We start from the raw sequence: 17,330 nt of genomic DNA, 5'->3' as shown, positions 1-17,330 counted from the left end.
AATTAACGGAATTTAACACGGGTCTGAGTGGTAATCAGTCTCATTTTTCATTGCGCGCACGTTTCCGCCCCACTGGCGCTTCAACGAGCAAGCTTCTTCCGCGCTACCAGCATCGAAGTAGACAGCGTAAACGTCCTTGTCCTCATAGGAAGGCCTCAATGACGGACACAGCCCAGGCGTGGCGTACCGAAGGTCCGAGTCCTGCTCAAGCGCACGTGCCAATTCCTGCCGCGTTGTCGAATTGTTGCCGCCTATCACGGACTGGACAATCACCACATAATGACCGTCACACGCCAGGCTCGCCGGCACAATGGTTCCCCGAGAAGTCTCAACCGAAGAAATAAAGCCGGAGTTTTCCCGCCACACCGGTTCCTGCTGAACCTGCGTTTCAGTCTGCGTCTGGGTAACTGTTTTCGTCGACGTTATCTCCGCAGGCGTTTGCTCCACGCTTGACGACGACTCTTGCGCCACCTCTACCACGGGCAAACTGATCCGCTCGGTTTTTACTCCCCACGCCAAGTAACCCAGCACGGCGACCAGCACGATTGCCACGACTGCAACAAGTGCCCAGACCAGGCCACCGCGAGTGCTGCCACCACTACCGCCAGATACTGGCGCGAACTGCTGTGTCTCCGCCCACTCGGACTGGTTCGATTGCTCGGGCTGCTCAGGGTTCAGTTCCCACTGATTGAAATTACCGCTCATTGCACTACAGGCTCTTCCACTGGCATGGATGGGTCGGTCGGACAGGCGTAACCAGAGGGCTTAGCTCCCGCCGCAATTAAGTAGGCAGCAGCTGCGCCAATCATGACACCGTTATCAGTACACAGCTTAATCGGTGGTACGTGCAGAGTGATTCCCGCCGATGTGGCCCGCGCCGCTGCGAGCTCACGCAGCCTCGAGTTCGCAGCTACACCGCCACCGAGCAGCAGAGTGGTGGCGCCCACATCCTGAGCGGCGCGAACGGCCTTCTTCGTCAACACATCGCAGACCGCTTCCTGGAAGGAAGCACAGACGTCTTCGACCGAGTACTCACGTCCTTCCTTCTCCGCGGCTTCAACGTAGCGGGCCACGGCGGTCTTGAGCCCGGAGAAGGAGAAGTCATGGCGCGCATCCTGCTGGCGCATCATGGCGCGTGGAAAAGCGATGGCCTTGCGGTTTCCCTGCTTGGCCAACTTATCGATAATCGGACCGCCCGGATAACCCAACCCGAGCAACCTAGAAACCTTGTCGTAGGCTTCTCCGGCAGCGTCGTCAAGCGTCGACCCGAGCTCCTCCATCGGGCAGCCAACCCCCTGCACGCGCAGCAGCTGCGTGTGACCGCCGGAAACTAGCAGCGCCACTGCATTGGACAAATCCGCGCCATCGAGAGCTCCGACAGCAACATGGCCGCCCAGGTGGTTGATGCCGTAGAAAGGCACACCCCAGGCGGCGGCATAAGCCTTCGCGCCTGCCGAACCAACCAGCAGCGCACCGGCGAGACCAGGCCCCACGGTGGCAGCGACGGCATCTGGGATAAAAGTATCGATACCGAGCTTGGCAGCTGCTTGCGCGCGAGCCTCGGAAACCACTGGCTGCAGGGCTTCCAAATGAGCGCGAGAGGCAATCTCGGGAACCACACCGCCAAAACGGGCGTGCTGTTCCATGGAGGATGCGACGACGTCGGCAAGCACTTCCACCTCGGGAATGGCAGGGGTGCCGGCGCCGGTGCCAGTGTCGTCGTAGCGCACGCGCATCACTGCGGCGCCAGTCTCATCGCAGGAACTCTCGATTGCCAGCAGGGTCAACTCGGTCATAGCAGTAATGGTACTAGCGCAGCACCGGGTCGCTTACCAACGACCGAGCTTAAATCTCGAGGCGACCGAGGTTCCTCACAGCGACACGCCAGAGGGCGTATTCCTCCGGGTAGTCATCGCGGTAGTGACGAACGGCACGCATGCCGTGCTTGATGCGTTCGATCTCCTCGTCCCCAATGTCCTCGCCCTCGGCATCGACGAAGACAACCGTTCCACAGATAGCGGTGGTCGGGTCGGTGAAGAAAGCGGAGTTACCCGTGGCTGCCTCATTGCGGCCGAGGGACGCGACCGGGTTCGGTTCAGCGCCCTCAGCCTTGGCCGTCGGGTTGTACAAAGCGGCGTAATCGGTGCCATCTTCCTGGAACACCACAGAAACCCGGTCGGTGGAAACGCCACCGAGGAAGGTAGCGGCGGCATCCAGCTCGAATTCGATGATGCGATGCGTCAGGTCAGGGTTCACCAGAAAACCTTTAATCATGGACACAGTGGTACCGCACCGAACCCGCTCCCGCATCTCGAGGGCGATACCCCCGCTACGGACGCGGAATGTTACGCAGGTTCGACCGTGCCATGTTGATCATCTGGCCAACGCCACCACCGAAGACGGTGCGCGTAGCGGCCTTGGAGAATCCCATCAGCATGTCCCAGGTGATATTCGCCGGAATGGACAGAGCGTTCGGGTCGGTGACCATGTCCACCAGTACCGGACCGTCGTAGGCCAGCGCCTCCTGAATCAAGCGGGGTGCATCGGCCGGATCTTCAATGCGGATGGCCTTGATACCCAGCGACTCCGCGACTCCCGCGTAGTCGACTGCCCCGTGGTCGGTCTGGTGCTCTGGCAGACCCTGGACCAGCATTTCCAGCTTGACCATGCCGAGCGAGGAGTTGTTAAACACAAACATCTTGATGGGCAGCTGCTCCTGTTGCACGGTGATGAGCTCACCGAGCAGCATCGACAGTCCACCGTCACCGTTGAAAGTGATGACCTGACGGTCCCGGTCAGCAGCCTGCACACCAATGGCCTGCGACAGTGCATTGGCCATAGTGCCGTGACGGAAGGAACCAATCTGCTCTCGCCTGCCATTCGGCGTGACATAGCGTGCAGCCCAGACATTGCCCATGCCGGTGTCGACGATGAAGACGGCATCGTCATCGGCGTACTTATCAATCAGGTCGGCCACATACTCCGGGTGAATCGGGCGCATGTTCTCAACGTCATGGGTGTATGCCTCGATGACGTGGCTGAGCAGGCGCTCGTGGTTCCGCAGCTGCTTGTCCAGGAAGGAGCGGTCGGTCTTTTCATCCAGGTACGGCAGGATGGTTTCGATCGTTGCGGCCACATCGCCGACGACTGGGTACTTCACCGTGGTACGACGACCGATGGCGCGACCATCGATATCGACCTGGGCGACGTTCTTAGTCGGCAGGAAGTCGTTGTACGGGAAGTCAGTACCGAGCAGAATCAACAAATCAGCATCGTTAGAGGCATCGTGGCAGGCGCCGTAGCCCAGCAGGCCGGACATGCCGACGTCATAGGGGTTGTCGTACTGGATGTACATCTTGCCACCCAGCGCATGCCCCACCGGCGACTTAATCTTCTCCGCGAGCTTGAGCACCTGTTCGCGGGCATCCTTCACACCTGCACCGCAGAAGAGCGTGACGGTTTTAGCCTCATTGATTGCGTCGGCAAGCGCGGCGGCCTGGCCGGCGTCAGGGAAGACGACTGGGCGACCGCTGCTGATGGTGGAACTGACGAACTCGTCATTTTCCACCTCGTGCGTAGTAATGTCGCCCGGCAGAACCAGCACGGAAACACCGTGGCCAGTCATGGTCGACTGAATGGCGTGATGCAAAACGACGCTACCCTGCTCAGCCGAGTTCACCATCTCGCAGTAACCGGAGCACTCGTTGAAGATGAATTCCGGATGGGTCTCCTGGAAGAACTGGGAACCAATCTGGCGGGATGGAATGTGCGAAGCCAACGCCAGCACCTTTGCGCCGTTGCGGTGGGAGTCATAGAGGCCCTGAATAAGGTGAGTGTTACCCGGACCGCAAGAGGCCGCACACACTGCTAATTCGCCAGTTACCAGGGACTCGGCACCGGCAGCGAAGGCCGCAGCCTCCTCGTTGCGGACGTGCACCCACTCAATGGAGGACTCACGCACCGCGTCGACAATGGGGTTCAAACTATCTCCGACGAGGCCGAAGATTCGCTTGACACCTTGATTCTCTAGGGTTTCTACGAGCTGCTTTGCAAAGGTTTTAGCCATGTGACCGGTCTAACGCAGAATAGTCGCTACGTCAACATTTAGCCGGCGGGCACAGGCCGGCACATTGTGTAAGCGTCCGCCCCAGAGCCCGGATAATAGTTCTTTCGCAGCCCCATATTTTCGAAGCCATAACGTCGATACATGGCAATCGCGGGTTCGTTATCCGTGCGCACTTCCAAAAACACCGGTCCCGGATCCTCCGCCACCGCTGCCATCAACGCGTCCATCAGCTGCGCCCCAAGACCTCGACGCTGCCACTTCTGCCCCACGCCGATGGTGTGAATCTCGTACTCGGCGGCACCCGCAGGCCCCAGCTTGGTAATTCCCGCATACCCGCACAGCTCCTCGCCCCCGTTTGCCTGATCTGTCTCCGCAATCAACCCGACGTAGAAATTGTTCGGCGCGGCCAGCTCCGCCATAAACGCTGTCTCCGGCCAAGGATCATCGCCGGCGAAAAGCTCCGCCTCAATCGCAGTACACGCCTTCGCAGCAGGAGGCCCGAGACGCACAAGCTTGACGACGCTCATCTCATAGCCTTCGGGACAACGGCATCCGGACGGCGCAGGTACAGCGGCACTAGCGGGCCCGGCGCGGAGTCAAAGTCGACCACTTCAACCATGGCTGCAGGAGTGGGAAAAACCTGTTCGGCAGCGACCTCGAGCCCGGCAATTTGCTCAATGTGATTGAGGCTGCCGCGGGCGTGGCTCGGTACGAAGCTGACGACTTCTGCTGCGACTTCTTCCTTGAGCAGCTCCATGACGTCGGCTGGCTTGGCCACTGCCGGACCGAAAACTCGCTGACCATCGCGATAGGCGGCGAAGTACACCTCACGGCGGCGAGCATCGGTGACGACCAGTTCATCACGGGCACTACCCGCACCACTAGCGAGCGCATCCAGGCTGCAGATGCCGTAACAGGGAATCCCCAGAGCATCGGCGAAGGAGGCGGCGGTGGCCATACCAACGCGCAGGCCCGTAAATGGCCCCGGCCCGCAGCCGACAACAACGGCGTCCAGCTCGGTTGCGGCCATCCCGCTGTCAGTGAGGCACTGCTGAATCAGCGGCACCAACACCTCGTTGTGCGCGCGGGCATCCAGGTGCAGCTGCTCGGCCACGGTTTCACCATCGCGGACAATACCCGCGGTGACCTGTGGAGTCGATGTATCAACGGCCAAAATGTTCATACTCAGTAACCTACTTGAACCGACTTGAAGCTACTTGCTCCACTTCCAGGTGACGACGCGGGTATCGTCGTCACGCGAACGATCGATGCTCACCTGCAGATAGCGCTCGGAGAGCACCTCGGCGAGCCCCATTCCCCACTCGGCGACCACGACGCTGTCCTCGAGGTCGGTGTCCAGATCGAGTGAGTCCAGCGAGTCAAAGGCATCGCCGGGGGAACCGGGGCCCTCTTCACCGAAGAGTCGATAGGCGTCGACGTGGATGAGGGTGACACCGTCATTTGTGAGCGGGCGGTGCTCGCGGGCGATGGTGAACGTCGGCGAAGTCACACGTCCGCGCACGTTCATACCGCAGGCAATGCCCTGCGTGAGGGTGGTCTTACCCGCGCCGAGTGGGCCATCGAGAATCACCAGATCCCCGGCGGCTAACTCCCGGCCAATCTCCTCGCCGAGGTCACGCATGTCCTCTGCGGTTGGCGCGATGCGGCTGCGCACCCACTTTCGCTCGCTGCGTCCCTTCGGCGCGGTGAGGATTTCGTAGTTAATGGTGCCGGAGGCTTCCGCCAGATCATCGAGACCGGGCTCCCCCAGTGTAGGATCACCGACGATGACCGCAGTGTCGCCGGCCTCGACATCGGTGTCGGGCCCAAGGTCGACGACGAACTGATCCATGCACACGCGTCCTACCTGCGGATAGCGCGTGCCATTGATGTTGACTTCGAAACGCCCAGATGCCGAACGCATCATGCCGTCGGCATAGCCACAGGGCACGATGCCGATGGTGGTGTCTCGGTCAGCAGTCCACGTTTGGCCGTAGGACACCGACTGCCCCGCCGGCAGCTTCTTGACCAATATGACCGACGCTTCCCACCGCATCGCTGGGCGCAATCCATGGGTGACACCCACAATCGGCTCGCCACCATAAATTGCCAGCCCGGGGCGCACCATGTCGAATGCCAGGTCAGGGCGCGACAACGATGCCGGCGAATTCGCCGCATGGTTTATCATCTCGTCCAACCCCGCCTCGCGCAGTGCAGTAATCGCCGCACGGAAGTTTTGCGCTTGCTTATCGACGCTTTCGTTGCCCGGCTCATCCGCGCACGCAAAGTGCGTGAAGGCACCGGTGATGTTCAGCGCACCGGTCTTGTGCAGCTCGACCAGCTGATCGACCGCATTCTCAAAGTCTCCATTGGCCATGGAGAATCCTGAGCGGCCCAAGCCCGTATCGACCATTACAGTCACTCGTGGTGTCACCGACAGCGCCCGCCCGGCATTGGCCACGGCCAGCGCATGCGCCATCGACGGCAGACCGAGGTCAATATTTGCAGCCACAGCACGCTGCACCAACGAGGTGGCTGCCGCGTCCCAGATCCAGGCGAGGATGGGGATGGTGTGGCCGTCGTCAAGCGTGGCGCGGAGTTCCTCGCGGAGGGAGAGCGCCTCGTCGATTGTTGCAACGCCGAGCTGCGTTGCCCCGCCTGCCAGCGCGGCCTGCGCGGTCTGCAGCGCACCCTGCGAGTAGCCGTCCGCCTTGACGACGGCCATGAGTTCCGCCACCCCTGCGATGGCCTTGACGGTCTTCACATTGTGGGTGATTGCGTCGAGATTAACGGTATGGGTGAGGATGGCTGGTGCCGAGGAAGTCATAGCCGTATTTTGCCACTGCTGCCTTCGTTGGTGAACCATGCGGTGGCATCTCGGATGGATTCAGCGATGTCCTGGGCGCTGCAGGGGGCTGGTCCGAACTCTGTCTGTGCGGCCAAAAATGCGGCGCGAGCGTGAATAATCGCTGGTAGATAGAGAGTTTCGCTACGCGCTACCCATGCACCGATGAGCCCGGACAGTACATCCCCGGAGCCCGGAGTGGCTGCCCAGGAGCTACCCGCGTCAATCACAACTGTGCGCTGCGTTTTCGGATTGGCAATCACGGTGCGACGTCCCTTGAGCAACACTTCGCAGAAGAACTGCTCGGCAAGTTCACGGGCATCTGCGATGGCGTTAGTGACCTCGTGCCCGGTAAGACGCTCAAATTCGCCGGCGTGCGGCGTGAGGACAGTGCGCAGGTTGCGCTCCTGGCCGCGCTCGTGGACGAGCTGTCGGATATCCTCATGCTTCGACAGCAGCGTCAGGGCGTCAGCGTCGATGACCACTGGTTTGTCGGTGGCCAGAATGTCGCGCAGTTCCTCGGCCGCGCGCTCATCAGTGCCCCGACCAGGGCCGGCAACCCAGGCATCGACGCGCACGTCTTTGCGATCCACCGAGTCCGACTGCGCAATGACCGTCGGCAAGGCCGCGGTGATGCGATTACGTGCGGCCGCGTCGCCGACATAGATGACCGCGGGGCTCGTCGCGTGCACGGCAGCGGAGGCACACAGCTGACCAGCGCCCGGATACGCCTCACTACCGGCGGCGATACCTGTAACTCCGGTGGAGTACTTGTGGTCATTAGCACCGGGTTCGAGCTGAGTCTTCGCGCCAAAAGGTGCCGGAAAGCTCCCGCCTAGGGCTTCGTAAAACTCTACGGTCGGAGTCTGGTGGTGGACGGCATTGTAGTGACCGTTTTCATAGAGCGTCTGCCCCAGTCCTGGAAGTTCGAGGGAGAAGGCATCGAGCGCAATTTCGTGTAATTCGACCTCACCACAGGCTTCTGACAGCGCATGCGCGTAGCGCAGTCCGCCGAAGGTCACCGTTGTCGTGGCCTCGACGTGGGATGGCAGGTACGGATCCTGGCCTTCTTCCAGGTCGAGGTCGGGATTGATGGTCTGGGAGGGCGGATCAAAAGTGCGTCCGGTATCGGCTTCCACACCACTCGGCACGTCGACCGAGAGAATAGGCACCTCACCTATGTTTGCCTCGCGCACCAGCCACGCAGCCTCTTCGCGCAGTGCACCATGACCACCGAGCCCCACAATTCCGTCGATAATCAGTGCGTAGTCTTCACTTATCGACCACAGAATCTTCGATAAATCCGTCTCCCGGTCACGCCCCAACGGCAGCACCCGCCCGCCAGCGAGCTCAAAAGCTTTCAGCGCCCGTTCATGGGGCTTCGAGCCCAGCAGCACCGCATCCACGCCGTGCCCCTCCGAGGACAAGTCACGCCCCGCATAGAGTGCATCGCCACCATTGCCTCCCGACCCAACCAACAGCAGCACACGACCGCGACCAGGCTCCGGCGACACCTTAGCGAGCATCCGCTCCGCCACCTCCGACACAGCGGCGGCTGCGTGGCGCATGAGTTCGTCGTCACGCGTTTGTGCGTCCAGATAGGGCTGTTCCGCGGCGCGAATTTCGGCAGCTGTGTAGCAGTACGTCATAAACCCAGCCTACGATTAGCCCCTATGGATGACTACTCCCCGAGCACTCGAGTTTTCGGCCCTCTACTGCGCGCCTTTCCGCAGGCATACCTTCGTTCGCTGCGTCATCCCGAATGGCTCCCCCACGGTGTGCAGGACGTCCGCGAAATCCTCGACGGCAAAGTCACTCCCGACCTGGACAACTACGGCGGTCGCACGCCGATTGTCCTGGTTCACGGCACCTGGATGAACTCGTTCAACTCCTTCGCCATGCTGGGACCGTTCCTCGCCAGGAGCCGACCTGTGTTCTCACTCGATTACGGCTCAGACCCCGGCGCGCTGGTCAGCCGTCTGCACAGCGTCAAAGCCACCACCGATTTGAGCGATGCGCTCGCCGAAGTCACCGACCTTCTCGACCGCTTCCGAGCCCAACTCTCCCTACCCCGCATCGACCTCATCGGCCATTCCCAGGGCGGACTGCACTGTCGCAGTTACGCCAACGCGAGCATCGATTCGCTTTACGACGACGCCCTCAACCATGGCCTCAACGAAGAAGACGCCGAGCAGTTCGCCTCCGACAACAGCCCCGTGCGGGCAGTCATCTCGCTTGCGGGAAACCATCGCGGCACTACTGCGTGGGGCATGCGCCGGACACTCAGTGTGCTGGAGCGATATGGATTACCGCTACACAAGCTCGTCGACCGCCTTGTCGGCCGCGCCTGCGTTCAACAGCTGCTGGACTCTGACTATATTGCGACTCTGAACCGCGCAGCGCGTGGCATTACCCGACGTGGCCCGCACTACCTGAACATTGGCACTCCTTTCGACACTGTTGTTCGCCCGTGGACCGGCGCCTTTTTGCCAGAACAAGAGGGGCACCTCATTACGAACGTCAACAACGCCACCGGTGGTGGCGACTGGTCCGACCACCTTGCACTGCTCTACTCCCCCAATACGCTCGAGCGAATTCACGATTTCCTGGACGAGCTGGACTGCACTGGGGACGGTGTCACGGAGGCTGATGACGCCCCGAACTCGACGGTCAACAAACAAACCCCGCAGCATCTGCGACAGCGAGTCCTGCCTATGTACGGCGCTCTGCCGAGGAGGGTCGGACGGAGGGGGCGGACCTAGTTCAGCACGAGATTTTTAGAACATATTTCTAAAACTCTATTGACTACTCTTCAAACAGGCGTACGATTAAGTTGTAGGGAAAATTTGTAGGTACAAGTTCTTTGTCGGGTGTGCAGGATTTACGGGGTTGATTGAAACAGTCTTCCCCCGCCTCTCCCCTTCACAGCACTCAATCTTCAATTCTCCGGCGGACACGTAGTAATCAGGGGGATAACCAATGTCATCGCCGCCCACAGAACTTCCAGAACCAGGTCAAAAGCCCTCATGGGCTAACCAACAACCCGACGATCCCATCAGCACCGCGGCTCGTGCCATCAACGCTGCGGATCTTCAGCTCATCGATATCTGCGCTCCCGGTGACGAGGTCGACGTCAATCACCATCTCGCCCGCGTAAGCATTCGAACTGGCCTTAGCCGCGGCAAGTGCTCTACACTGTGCGAAATTGCACTTATGTTCGAACGCTTGCCAAAAATCCGGGCTCTCATTGAATCCACCTTCTGTTTCTCGCTTGCCCATCTCCGCGCCATTGCCAATGGTGTTGCCGGGCTATCGCCAGACCAGTTCGACACTGTGGAGCCGCATCTTTTGGAAATACTCACTCCGACTCGACCTCGACAAGCGATGATCGGTGTCTACACGCTGTCTCGCCAAATCGGCGACTTGGTTTCTGAGTACAACGACTGCGCCCGCAACGACGGCACCCAACGGGTTCCAGAGGGCGAAGCAGTCGCACTCGCAGACACGGGCGATGGCAAGCACAAAAAGGTCACAGCAATTCTTGAAAACGACCGCGCGACCGAGCTCATGGCCAGGATCCAGGGGATTCGCAACACCGCAGTCAATCGCGGTGAACAGTGCACGCAGGCGGAAGCGCTACTACAGCTGGCGCAGAATTCGACCAATGCCGAAATTGTCATCAATGTCTACCGCGAGGTCGGCGGTGGGCCAGCATGGATCGACGGTGTCGGTTGGTTGAGCGAGGTGGCAACCGAAGAATGGCTTGCCCGCGCAACTCACATCCGTATCTCCGCCGACAGCAAGGTCGACGGCTACCGCCCCACCGAGAGCCAGGTGGCTCGCGTACGCGGTCGCGATGGCATCTGCCGCTTCCCCGGCTGCGATGTCCCCGCCACCAAGTGCGACCTGGACCATATTCAGCCGTACAACCACGACAATCCCGAGCAGGGCGGGCCAACCGACACGGAGAATCTGCACTGTCTCTGCCGCCGACACCACAACCTAAAAACACACGAGGGCTGGGACATCGACAGATACCCCGACGGAACGGAAGTGTGGACTTCCCGTGATGGGGACACCGCGACTAGCGTTCCGGTTGGGCCGCTAAAGAACGTCGGCAAGCAAACTTTTCCTCAGCGCGTGACGCGGAAGATGAAGACGATTCAGAAACGCAACCTCGATTGGATGTTGTCATTTTTCCACGTATCCGATGAGGTCTGGGAGCTATCCGAGGAAGAAGCAAAACGCATCGAGTCCCTCACGGATGAAGAACTCGATGCGGAAATTGAACAGTACCGACGAAAGCAGGACGAACTACTCGACGGTGACTGACTTAGCCAGGTTGCGCGGCTTATCGATGTCCTCGTTACCGCACTGGCGGGCAATCTCAGCTGCGAGGAACTGCAGCGGAATCGTGGACAACAACGGCTGGAGCAGCGTGGACGTCTCCGGAATCTCAATCAGGTAGTTCGCAAACGGAACCACCGACTGATCCCCTTCTTCGGCAATCACGATGGTCTTGGCGCCACGAGCACGAATCTCCTGGATGTTGGAGACAATCTTGGAGTGCAGCACGGCGCGCCCCTTCGGCGACGGCACTACGACGACGACCGGAAGATTGTCCTCAATGAGGGCAATCGGGCCATGCTTGAGTTCACCTGCCGGGAACCCCTCTGCGTGAATGTAGGCGAGCTCCTTGAGCTTCAGCGCGCCCTCAAGTGCGACTGGGAAGCCAACGTGTCGGCCGAGGAAGAGCATCGTCGGAATAGCACCGATTTCCTTGGCCATGTCGATGAACTCATCGCCCTTGGCGACGACCTTGTCAATCAGTGCTGGGATGGTCTCCAGCTCTTCAAACTCACGGGTGACCTCATCCGGGTACTTAGTGCCGCGTGCCTGTGCAAGAGCCAATCCAACCAAGTAGTTTGCAGCTACCTGCGCCAGGAAGGACTTAGTTGCAGCAACACCAATCTCCGGGCCAGCGTGCGTGTAGAGCACAGCGTCGGACTCACGCGGAATCTGCGCACCGTTGGTATTACACACAGCCAGCACGCGAGCGCCCTGGCTCTTTGCATGGCGCACAGCCTCGAGGGTGTCGGCGGTCTCACCCGACTGCGAAATGGCGACCACCAGCGTCTGGCGGTCCAGCACCGGATCGCGGTAGCGGAACTCGGACGCGACCTCGATCTCGACCGGGATACGAACCCAGTGCTCAATGGCGTACTTGGCCAACAGGCCGGAGTGGTATGCGGTACCACAGGCGACGACGAAGACCTTCTCTATGTCACGCAAATCCTGGTCGCTCAGACGGGACTCATCGAGAACAATACGGCCATCAACGAGGTGACCGGCCAACGTATCGCGAACAGCGGCGGCCTGCTCGTGGATTTCCTTCATCATGAAGGAGTCGTAGCCGCCCTTTTCGGCTGCGGCGAGATCCCAGTCGATGGTGAATGGGCGGCCCTGCTGCTCGTTGCCGGCGAAATCCAGAATGCGGTAGTCATCTGCGGTGATAATGACGACGTTGTCCTGACCCAGCTCCACGGCCTCGCGGGTGTGCGCGATGAAAGCCGCAACGTCAGAGCCGAGGAACATTTCGTTTTCGCCCACACCAATAATCAGCGGAGTGGAACGACGAGCTGCGATGATGCGATCCGGGTGATCTGCGTGAGTAAACAGCAGCGTGAACGCACCCTCAAGGCGGTTGAGCACGGCCAGCGCGGAGGCCTCGAAATCGCCAGCGGTAGATCCGCCGTCTGAACCGTCCATGGCGCGGGCCAGCATGTGCGCGGCGACCTCGGAGTCGGTTTCGGACTTCAGCTCAATGCCGGCATCCTCCAGCTCCTGGCGCAGCGGAGCAAAGTTCTCGATGATGCCGTTGTGAACGATAGCCACTTTGCCGTCAAACGACTGGTGTGGGTGGGCGTTCTCATCAATCGGGCGCCCGTGGGTAGCCCAACGGGTGTGCCCAATTCCGGTGGTTCCGGTGATTTTGTCGCGCCCCTTCGTGTCGAGGGCTGCCTCGAGGTTGGCGAGCTTACCGGCCTTCTTCTCTACAGTGATATGCCCCTGATTGTCGACAATGGCAACACCAGCAGAGTCATAGCCGCGGTATTCCATGCGTCGTAGTGCATCGACAGCAATATCCAGGGCGGGCTGATGGCCCACATATCCAACGATTCCACACATGCCCTACAGAATAACCCGCAAAGCAGATAATCGTCATAACGAAATAGACATTCTCGCTCATCCTGACACTTTTTCAGCAAAGGTATGCACCTTATAGATAAGCTATTCACTGTGGCTGACAACTTGAAGACTCTGACATCTAATCTTTCCAAGCGTGGACCGCACCGCGTCATGGTCGGTGACCTCGCCTTTACCGGCCTGCCGGGAAAGGTCTACACGCCTGCCGAGGGCAATGGCATCCCCGGTATCGCCTTCGCACACGATTGGCGTACACCGATTGAGGAGTACCACGCCACGCTGCGTCACCTAGCTTCGTGGGGCATCGCGGTCGCTGCTCCGGATACGGAAAATGGCATCGTGGCAAATCACCGTGGTCTCGCCAATGATTTGGAAACAGCGCTCCAGATTCTCGCTGGTGTCCGCCTTGGTGAGGGCAAAGTCGTCGTCCACCCGAAGAAGCTCGGCGTTGCCGGTCACGGCATGGGCGCTGGCGTAGCCGTCCTCGCCGCTGCCGGTCACGACCTCATTTCCGGAGTTGGCTGCGTCTTCCCCGCAACCACTGCACCTTCCTCCACCGCCGCTGCCACCAATGTCTCGGCTCCGGGGCTCATCCTGGCTCCCGGTGAAGATCAGTGGCTCGATCGCGGTAACCCGGCTCGCTTGGCAGTTCAGTGGAAGGGCGATGTCGTCTACCGCGAAGTCGACAAGGCCGACCAGGGCGGCTTCTCGGAGACGACGCTTCTCCGTCGTCTAGCGGGCTTCTCGTCCTCCAAGGTGAAGTACCAGGAGGTTGCACGCGCAGCCCTCACGGGCTTCCTGCTGGCCACAGTCGGCGGCGACAAGAAGTACTCGGATTTCGCAGATCCGACCACCACTATCAAGGGCACGACTAACCGCGACATGGAGTGGCTAATCAAGGAGCTGCCGGAAAACCCGGAGCACTCACTGATTCCCGGCAAGTAGTCACTAAGCCACGCCTCAGGACACGCCCCTAATCGCCTTCACCGAGGGCGTTCCCTTCCCCGCTCGCCCGAACAACCGCGCAACGGTCCCCTTCGGGCGGGTGGTTTTTTCTCGCTTCTCGACGCACGTTGCTACCTCCCTCTCCTTAGTTTCGCGCGCTTTACGACGCTCTTCCAAACCCTGCAATTCTTTCTGTGCCCTCTGTATCGCGGTGTCAAACTCCTGCCTGGTCACTGCGGCGGTGTCGTAATAAGCCTGTCCAATCCGGTCATATTTCGCGGCATGGTTACTCCTCACTACCACTCACCTGCCGTTGGCGAATTGACAGCGCCTACTAGTTCCTGAGCCTTTGGTGGCTCAGGGGTCTCTGGCCCAGCTGAGGCGGATTCCTGCACAGGCGCTGCCGAATCCTGAGCTGGTTCGGGCTGTGGCTCTACTTGTAGTTCTGGCTGTTGTGGTTCTGGCTGCGGTTCCTGTGGCAGCTCGATTCCCAAGTGCTTTAGTTTCTCAGCCGGAGGAGGTGGCTCAGGAACATTTTCTGGTTCGGGTTCTGGTTCTGGTTCTGGTTCGGGTTCTGGCTTGCAGTCCTCCGGTTCAGGTTCGGGTTCTGGTTCTGGTTCGCACACTGGCTCTTCCGTCTCCGTGCACATGTCTAAGTTGAGCAGTGAGGATGCGACACTGCCTGCAACGCCCACAGCCCCCGCAATTCCGGCGATACTGGCCGCACCTATAGCACCAATGGCACCTCCAGCGGATATCCCGACATCAACGCCTGCCTCAATCCCAATATCAACGTTGGCAACAACCCCAATTCCTCCAGCGATAGCGCCGTTGCCAGCGGTCACAGTAGCTTCTTCGCCACTCACAGACTCAGCCGCCTCTGCACAGGCCGCCGAGGTAGCACCCGAACTGGCAGTGATGGCAGGAGGCTGAGGCGGGGTGGCGACCACCGCAGACTCGGTGTCACCCGCTGCTTGGTCAAGACACTGTTCAATACAGGTATTTCGCGCATCGTAAAGCTGACTGGTGGAATCGACGAGACTGTTACACACCTGCTGAGCCACGTTTGCAGCTTCGGGGCCGACCTCCGGATCGTCGACAAGCGCTTCGCACTGAGAGAGGATTCCGTCGGTTTGCTCGGCCATGTCTTCGGCCTGCTTTTCGCAATCTTCGAGAACTTCGTCGACTTTCTTGCTGCACTCGCCGACGCTCTCCGCACCATCGGCAGAATGCTCATCCTGCGTCGCGCAGTCCTGCGCAGCTTTATCGCAGCGTTCCTTGGCTGCATCAGCGGCATCGCCTTTCAAACCGCCCCAATCGAAAGCCATAGCAATGGTCATCGCGGAGGCTATCAACCCTACGGTGTCCGAGAACTTGGACAGAGCACTTCCTTTCCAGCCGTCGGCACGCCGAGCCTTTTCTAAGACTTTGGGCAGATTTTTACCGATGCCACCGACCCCGCGCTTGGCGCCAATACGCCCTCCGCGACCGATAACACGCACCAATATCGGAATGATTCGAGCTACCCATGGCATCAGCTCACCACCTCGATTCCGCCGAGATTGGTACTCTCGTCACTGTCACAGCCTGCAAAGACACGCCACTGCTCCCGCACTGCCGGGGCATGATTGCCAAGTCCCGCGTACATCGACTGCCCGTGCTCACGTAACCGCGCTGCCGCCTGCTGCAGACGAAACCCCTGCGTGGCAAAGCCCTGGCCACATTCGGCCGCGGAGATATCGGGAGCGTTTCCCCACCGCTCATGACCGTCACGGCCGCGCTGCTCAATCTCTCGGGCTGCCGCTGTCACTGCATCTTCCGAAAAATGCAGCAACCCGCCGCTACTGAACCCGCCGCGACTGCCTCCAAAAATATCTGCGGACACGAAAAATCCCCTTCCCCCGCGAAAAACAGTTCTCATTACTGTTAGGCGCGAAAAAAGGGGATTCGGTTCCATTGAGGCACCAGCGCGGGTGCCCCCGGCTAACGAGCGCGGTAGATGCGCTTGCACCCCTCAACACCGGTGAAGCTGAATGGACCGGTGCCGATCAGAGCATCGTCTCCCAGGTTGGAGTACTCACCCGGATCTTCATGTGTCACTTGAGCGTGGCGGTAGTAGGTCGGGTCATCGAGCTTTACGCGGTCATCCAGTTCTCGGGCGTTGTCCTCAACACGCAGCTGGGACTCGTAGCCCTCGACCACATTGCCGGTGAGAAACTCAGCGACAGAGCCGGAGCCATAGGACACAACGGCGACCTTCTTACCAGCCAGGTCCTTCTCGGTATCCAACAGCGATAGCAGACCGAAATAGGCCGATGCTGTGTAGGAGTTACCGATGATGCGGTTGTACCCGGTGGTTGGACCGAGTTGGCGGACCTCGTCCTCTGCGGTGAGCTCCACACCGTTATTGGCCGAAAGCTGGCGGTGTGCCTTGTAGGCCATCTTGGTAAACGGCTGGTGGTAGCTGAAGTAGTCAATCTCGCTGAAGTCCACACCGCCACGGGCACGGTAGTCCTCGTAAGCGCCCTGCACAGCATCGATGTAGGCGCTAATAGAGAGCTTGCCCTCCACCAACGCCTGGCTGCGGTGGTTCGGACGCCAGAAGTCCATGACCTCGCGAGTGAAAACACCAGAGGCCGCATCGATAGCCAGGATGCGCGGGTTGGCAGTCACCAGCATGGCCACAGCGCCAGCGCCCTGAGTCGGCTCCGCAGCGGAGTCCAAGTCATAGCGGGCAATGTCGGAGGCGACAACGATGACCTTCTCCTCCGGATTGCGCGCCACCAGAGCGCACGCGAACTGCAGCGCCGCAGTACCGGAATAGCAGGCCTGCTTCAGCTCAACCGAGCGCGTGTGCGGGTCAAGACCGACCATCTCATGCACGTAGACGGCAGCGGCCTTTGACTGGTCGATACCGGTCTCCGTGGCGAACATGATGGTGCGTACGCCGTCGATACCGTGGCGGTCCACAATCTTCTTCACCGCCGCCGCGGCCATCGTCACCGGGTCTTCGTCAGAGGCAACCACGCTGGAGCGTTCCTGCCCCAGGCCCTTGTGGTACTTTGCCGGTTCCGCACCGAGTCGGGGCGCAATATCGGCGAGGTCAATGCAGTACGAACCCGTCGCAAAGGCGATGTCATCAATACCGATCGGGGTCACATTGCTTGTTGTCATCAAAACCGTGCCTTCACTACCTCTACAGTTTTTAAGAAATATCGGGCGACGAAACATCCCATGTCATCAGAACGACCATCAGAGCAGTCATCA

15 protein-coding genes are annotated in these 17,330 nt (G+C 60.0%); 3 read left to right on the top strand and 12 right to left on the bottom strand.

From position 1 onward, the window contains the following. Positions 1–12: 12 nt before the first annotated feature. The 8 genes from ADA16_RS08035 to ADA16_RS08000 are packed head-to-tail and all read right to left on the bottom strand — an operon-like array spanning position 13 to position 8,560. The gene (locus ADA16_RS08035; RefSeq protein WP_048760736.1) at positions 13–705 is read right to left on the bottom strand and encodes a hypothetical protein; all 693 of its coding nucleotides are present in this window, start codon (positions 703–705) and stop codon (positions 13–15) included. Then, entirely contained in the window at positions 702–1,787 is a 1,086-nt protein-coding gene (tsaD, locus tag ADA16_RS08030; protein WP_048760975.1) for a tRNA (adenosine(37)-N6)-threonylcarbamoyltransferase complex transferase subunit TsaD, read from the bottom strand. The genes ADA16_RS08035 and tsaD overlap by 4 nt, the downstream gene beginning before the upstream one ends. Before the next feature lie 58 nt (positions 1,788–1,845). Then, positions 1,846–2,274, bottom strand: a complete 429-nt coding sequence (locus ADA16_RS08025) for a hypothetical protein (RefSeq protein ID WP_048760734.1) — start codon at positions 2,272–2,274, stop codon at positions 1,846–1,848. A 55-nt stretch (positions 2,275–2,329) separates the two neighbouring features. Then, positions 2,330–4,066: a pyruvate dehydrogenase gene (locus tag ADA16_RS08020; RefSeq protein ID WP_048760732.1), complete on the bottom strand. Its 1,737-nt coding sequence runs from the start codon at positions 4,064–4,066 to the stop codon at positions 2,330–2,332. 38 nt (positions 4,067–4,104) lie between these two features. Beyond that, positions 4,105–4,593, bottom strand: a complete 489-nt coding sequence (rimI, locus tag ADA16_RS08015) for a ribosomal protein S18-alanine N-acetyltransferase (protein ID WP_048760730.1) — start codon at positions 4,591–4,593, stop codon at positions 4,105–4,107. Further along, entirely contained in the window at positions 4,590–5,249 is a 660-nt protein-coding gene (tsaB, locus tag ADA16_RS08010; RefSeq protein ID WP_048760729.1) for a tRNA (adenosine(37)-N6)-threonylcarbamoyltransferase complex dimerization subunit type 1 TsaB, read from the bottom strand. Before tsaB ends, rimI begins: the two co-directional genes overlap by 4 nt. A 30-nt stretch (positions 5,250–5,279) precedes the next feature. Continuing rightward, positions 5,280–6,893 (bottom strand): bifunctional alanine racemase/tRNA (adenosine(37)-N6)-threonylcarbamoyltransferase complex ATPase subunit type 1 TsaE, encoded by a 1,614-nt coding sequence (locus tag ADA16_RS08005; RefSeq protein ID WP_048760727.1) that lies wholly within the window; start codon positions 6,891–6,893, stop codon positions 5,280–5,282. Beyond that, complete coding sequence (locus ADA16_RS08000; protein WP_048760726.1) at positions 6,890–8,560, bottom strand: NAD(P)H-hydrate dehydratase; 1,671 nt, start codon at positions 8,558–8,560, stop codon at positions 6,890–6,892. The genes ADA16_RS08005 and ADA16_RS08000 overlap by 4 nt, the downstream gene beginning before the upstream one ends. Positions 8,561–8,584: 24 nt before the next feature. Here ADA16_RS08000 and ADA16_RS07995 point away from each other — a divergent pair, with 24 nt between their 5' ends. Both ADA16_RS07995 and ADA16_RS07990 read left to right on the top strand, forming a co-directional pair. Continuing rightward, the gene (locus ADA16_RS07995; RefSeq protein WP_048760724.1) at positions 8,585–9,673 is read left to right on the top strand and encodes an esterase/lipase family protein; all 1,089 of its coding nucleotides are present in this window, start codon (positions 8,585–8,587) and stop codon (positions 9,671–9,673) included. 217 nt (positions 9,674–9,890) lie between these two features. Then, positions 9,891–11,243 carry an HNH endonuclease signature motif containing protein gene (locus ADA16_RS07990; protein ID WP_048760723.1) on the top strand — a complete coding sequence of 451 codons (1,353 nt, stop codon included), beginning with the start codon at positions 9,891–9,893 and terminating at the stop codon, positions 11,241–11,243. Here the strand turns inward: ADA16_RS07990 and glmS are convergent. After that, positions 11,226–13,100 carry a glutamine--fructose-6-phosphate transaminase (isomerizing) gene (glmS, locus tag ADA16_RS07985; RefSeq protein ID WP_048760720.1) on the bottom strand — a complete coding sequence of 625 codons (1,875 nt, stop codon included), beginning with the start codon at positions 13,098–13,100 and terminating at the stop codon, positions 11,226–11,228. The genes ADA16_RS07990 and glmS overlap by 18 nt on opposite strands. 111 nt (positions 13,101–13,211) lie before the next feature. Between glmS and ADA16_RS07980 the strand changes: the two genes are divergently transcribed. Then, the gene (locus ADA16_RS07980) at positions 13,212–14,063 is read left to right on the top strand and encodes a dienelactone hydrolase family protein (protein ID WP_239659402.1); all 852 of its coding nucleotides are present in this window, start codon (positions 13,212–13,214) and stop codon (positions 14,061–14,063) included. A gap of 296 nt (positions 14,064–14,359) precedes the next feature. Here the strand turns inward: ADA16_RS07980 and ADA16_RS07970 are convergent, their stop codons facing one another. The 3 genes from ADA16_RS07970 to ADA16_RS07960 form a co-directional block, all read right to left on the bottom strand. Further along, positions 14,360–15,598: a hypothetical protein gene (locus tag ADA16_RS07970; RefSeq protein ID WP_048760714.1), complete on the bottom strand. Its 1,239-nt coding sequence runs from the start codon at positions 15,596–15,598 to the stop codon at positions 14,360–14,362. Further along, positions 15,598–15,948 (bottom strand): hypothetical protein, encoded by a 351-nt coding sequence (locus ADA16_RS07965; protein ID WP_239659401.1) that lies wholly within the window; start codon positions 15,946–15,948, stop codon positions 15,598–15,600. Before ADA16_RS07965 ends, ADA16_RS07970 begins: the two co-directional genes overlap by 1 nt. 98 nt (positions 15,949–16,046) lie before the next feature. After that, a complete protein-coding gene (locus tag ADA16_RS07960; protein WP_048760713.1) occupies positions 16,047–17,237 on the bottom strand; it encodes a hydroxymethylglutaryl-CoA synthase in 1,191 nt (396 codons plus the stop codon). Between the last annotated feature and the right edge of the window lie 93 nt (positions 17,238–17,330).

The organism is Corynebacterium vitaeruminis (assembly GCF_001054325.1).
Classification (GTDB): domain Bacteria; phylum Actinomycetota; class Actinomycetes; order Mycobacteriales; family Mycobacteriaceae; genus Corynebacterium; species Corynebacterium vitaeruminis_A.
Note: the sequence above shows the minus strand (reverse complement) of the source record. Positions and strands in the feature narration are given on the sequence as shown.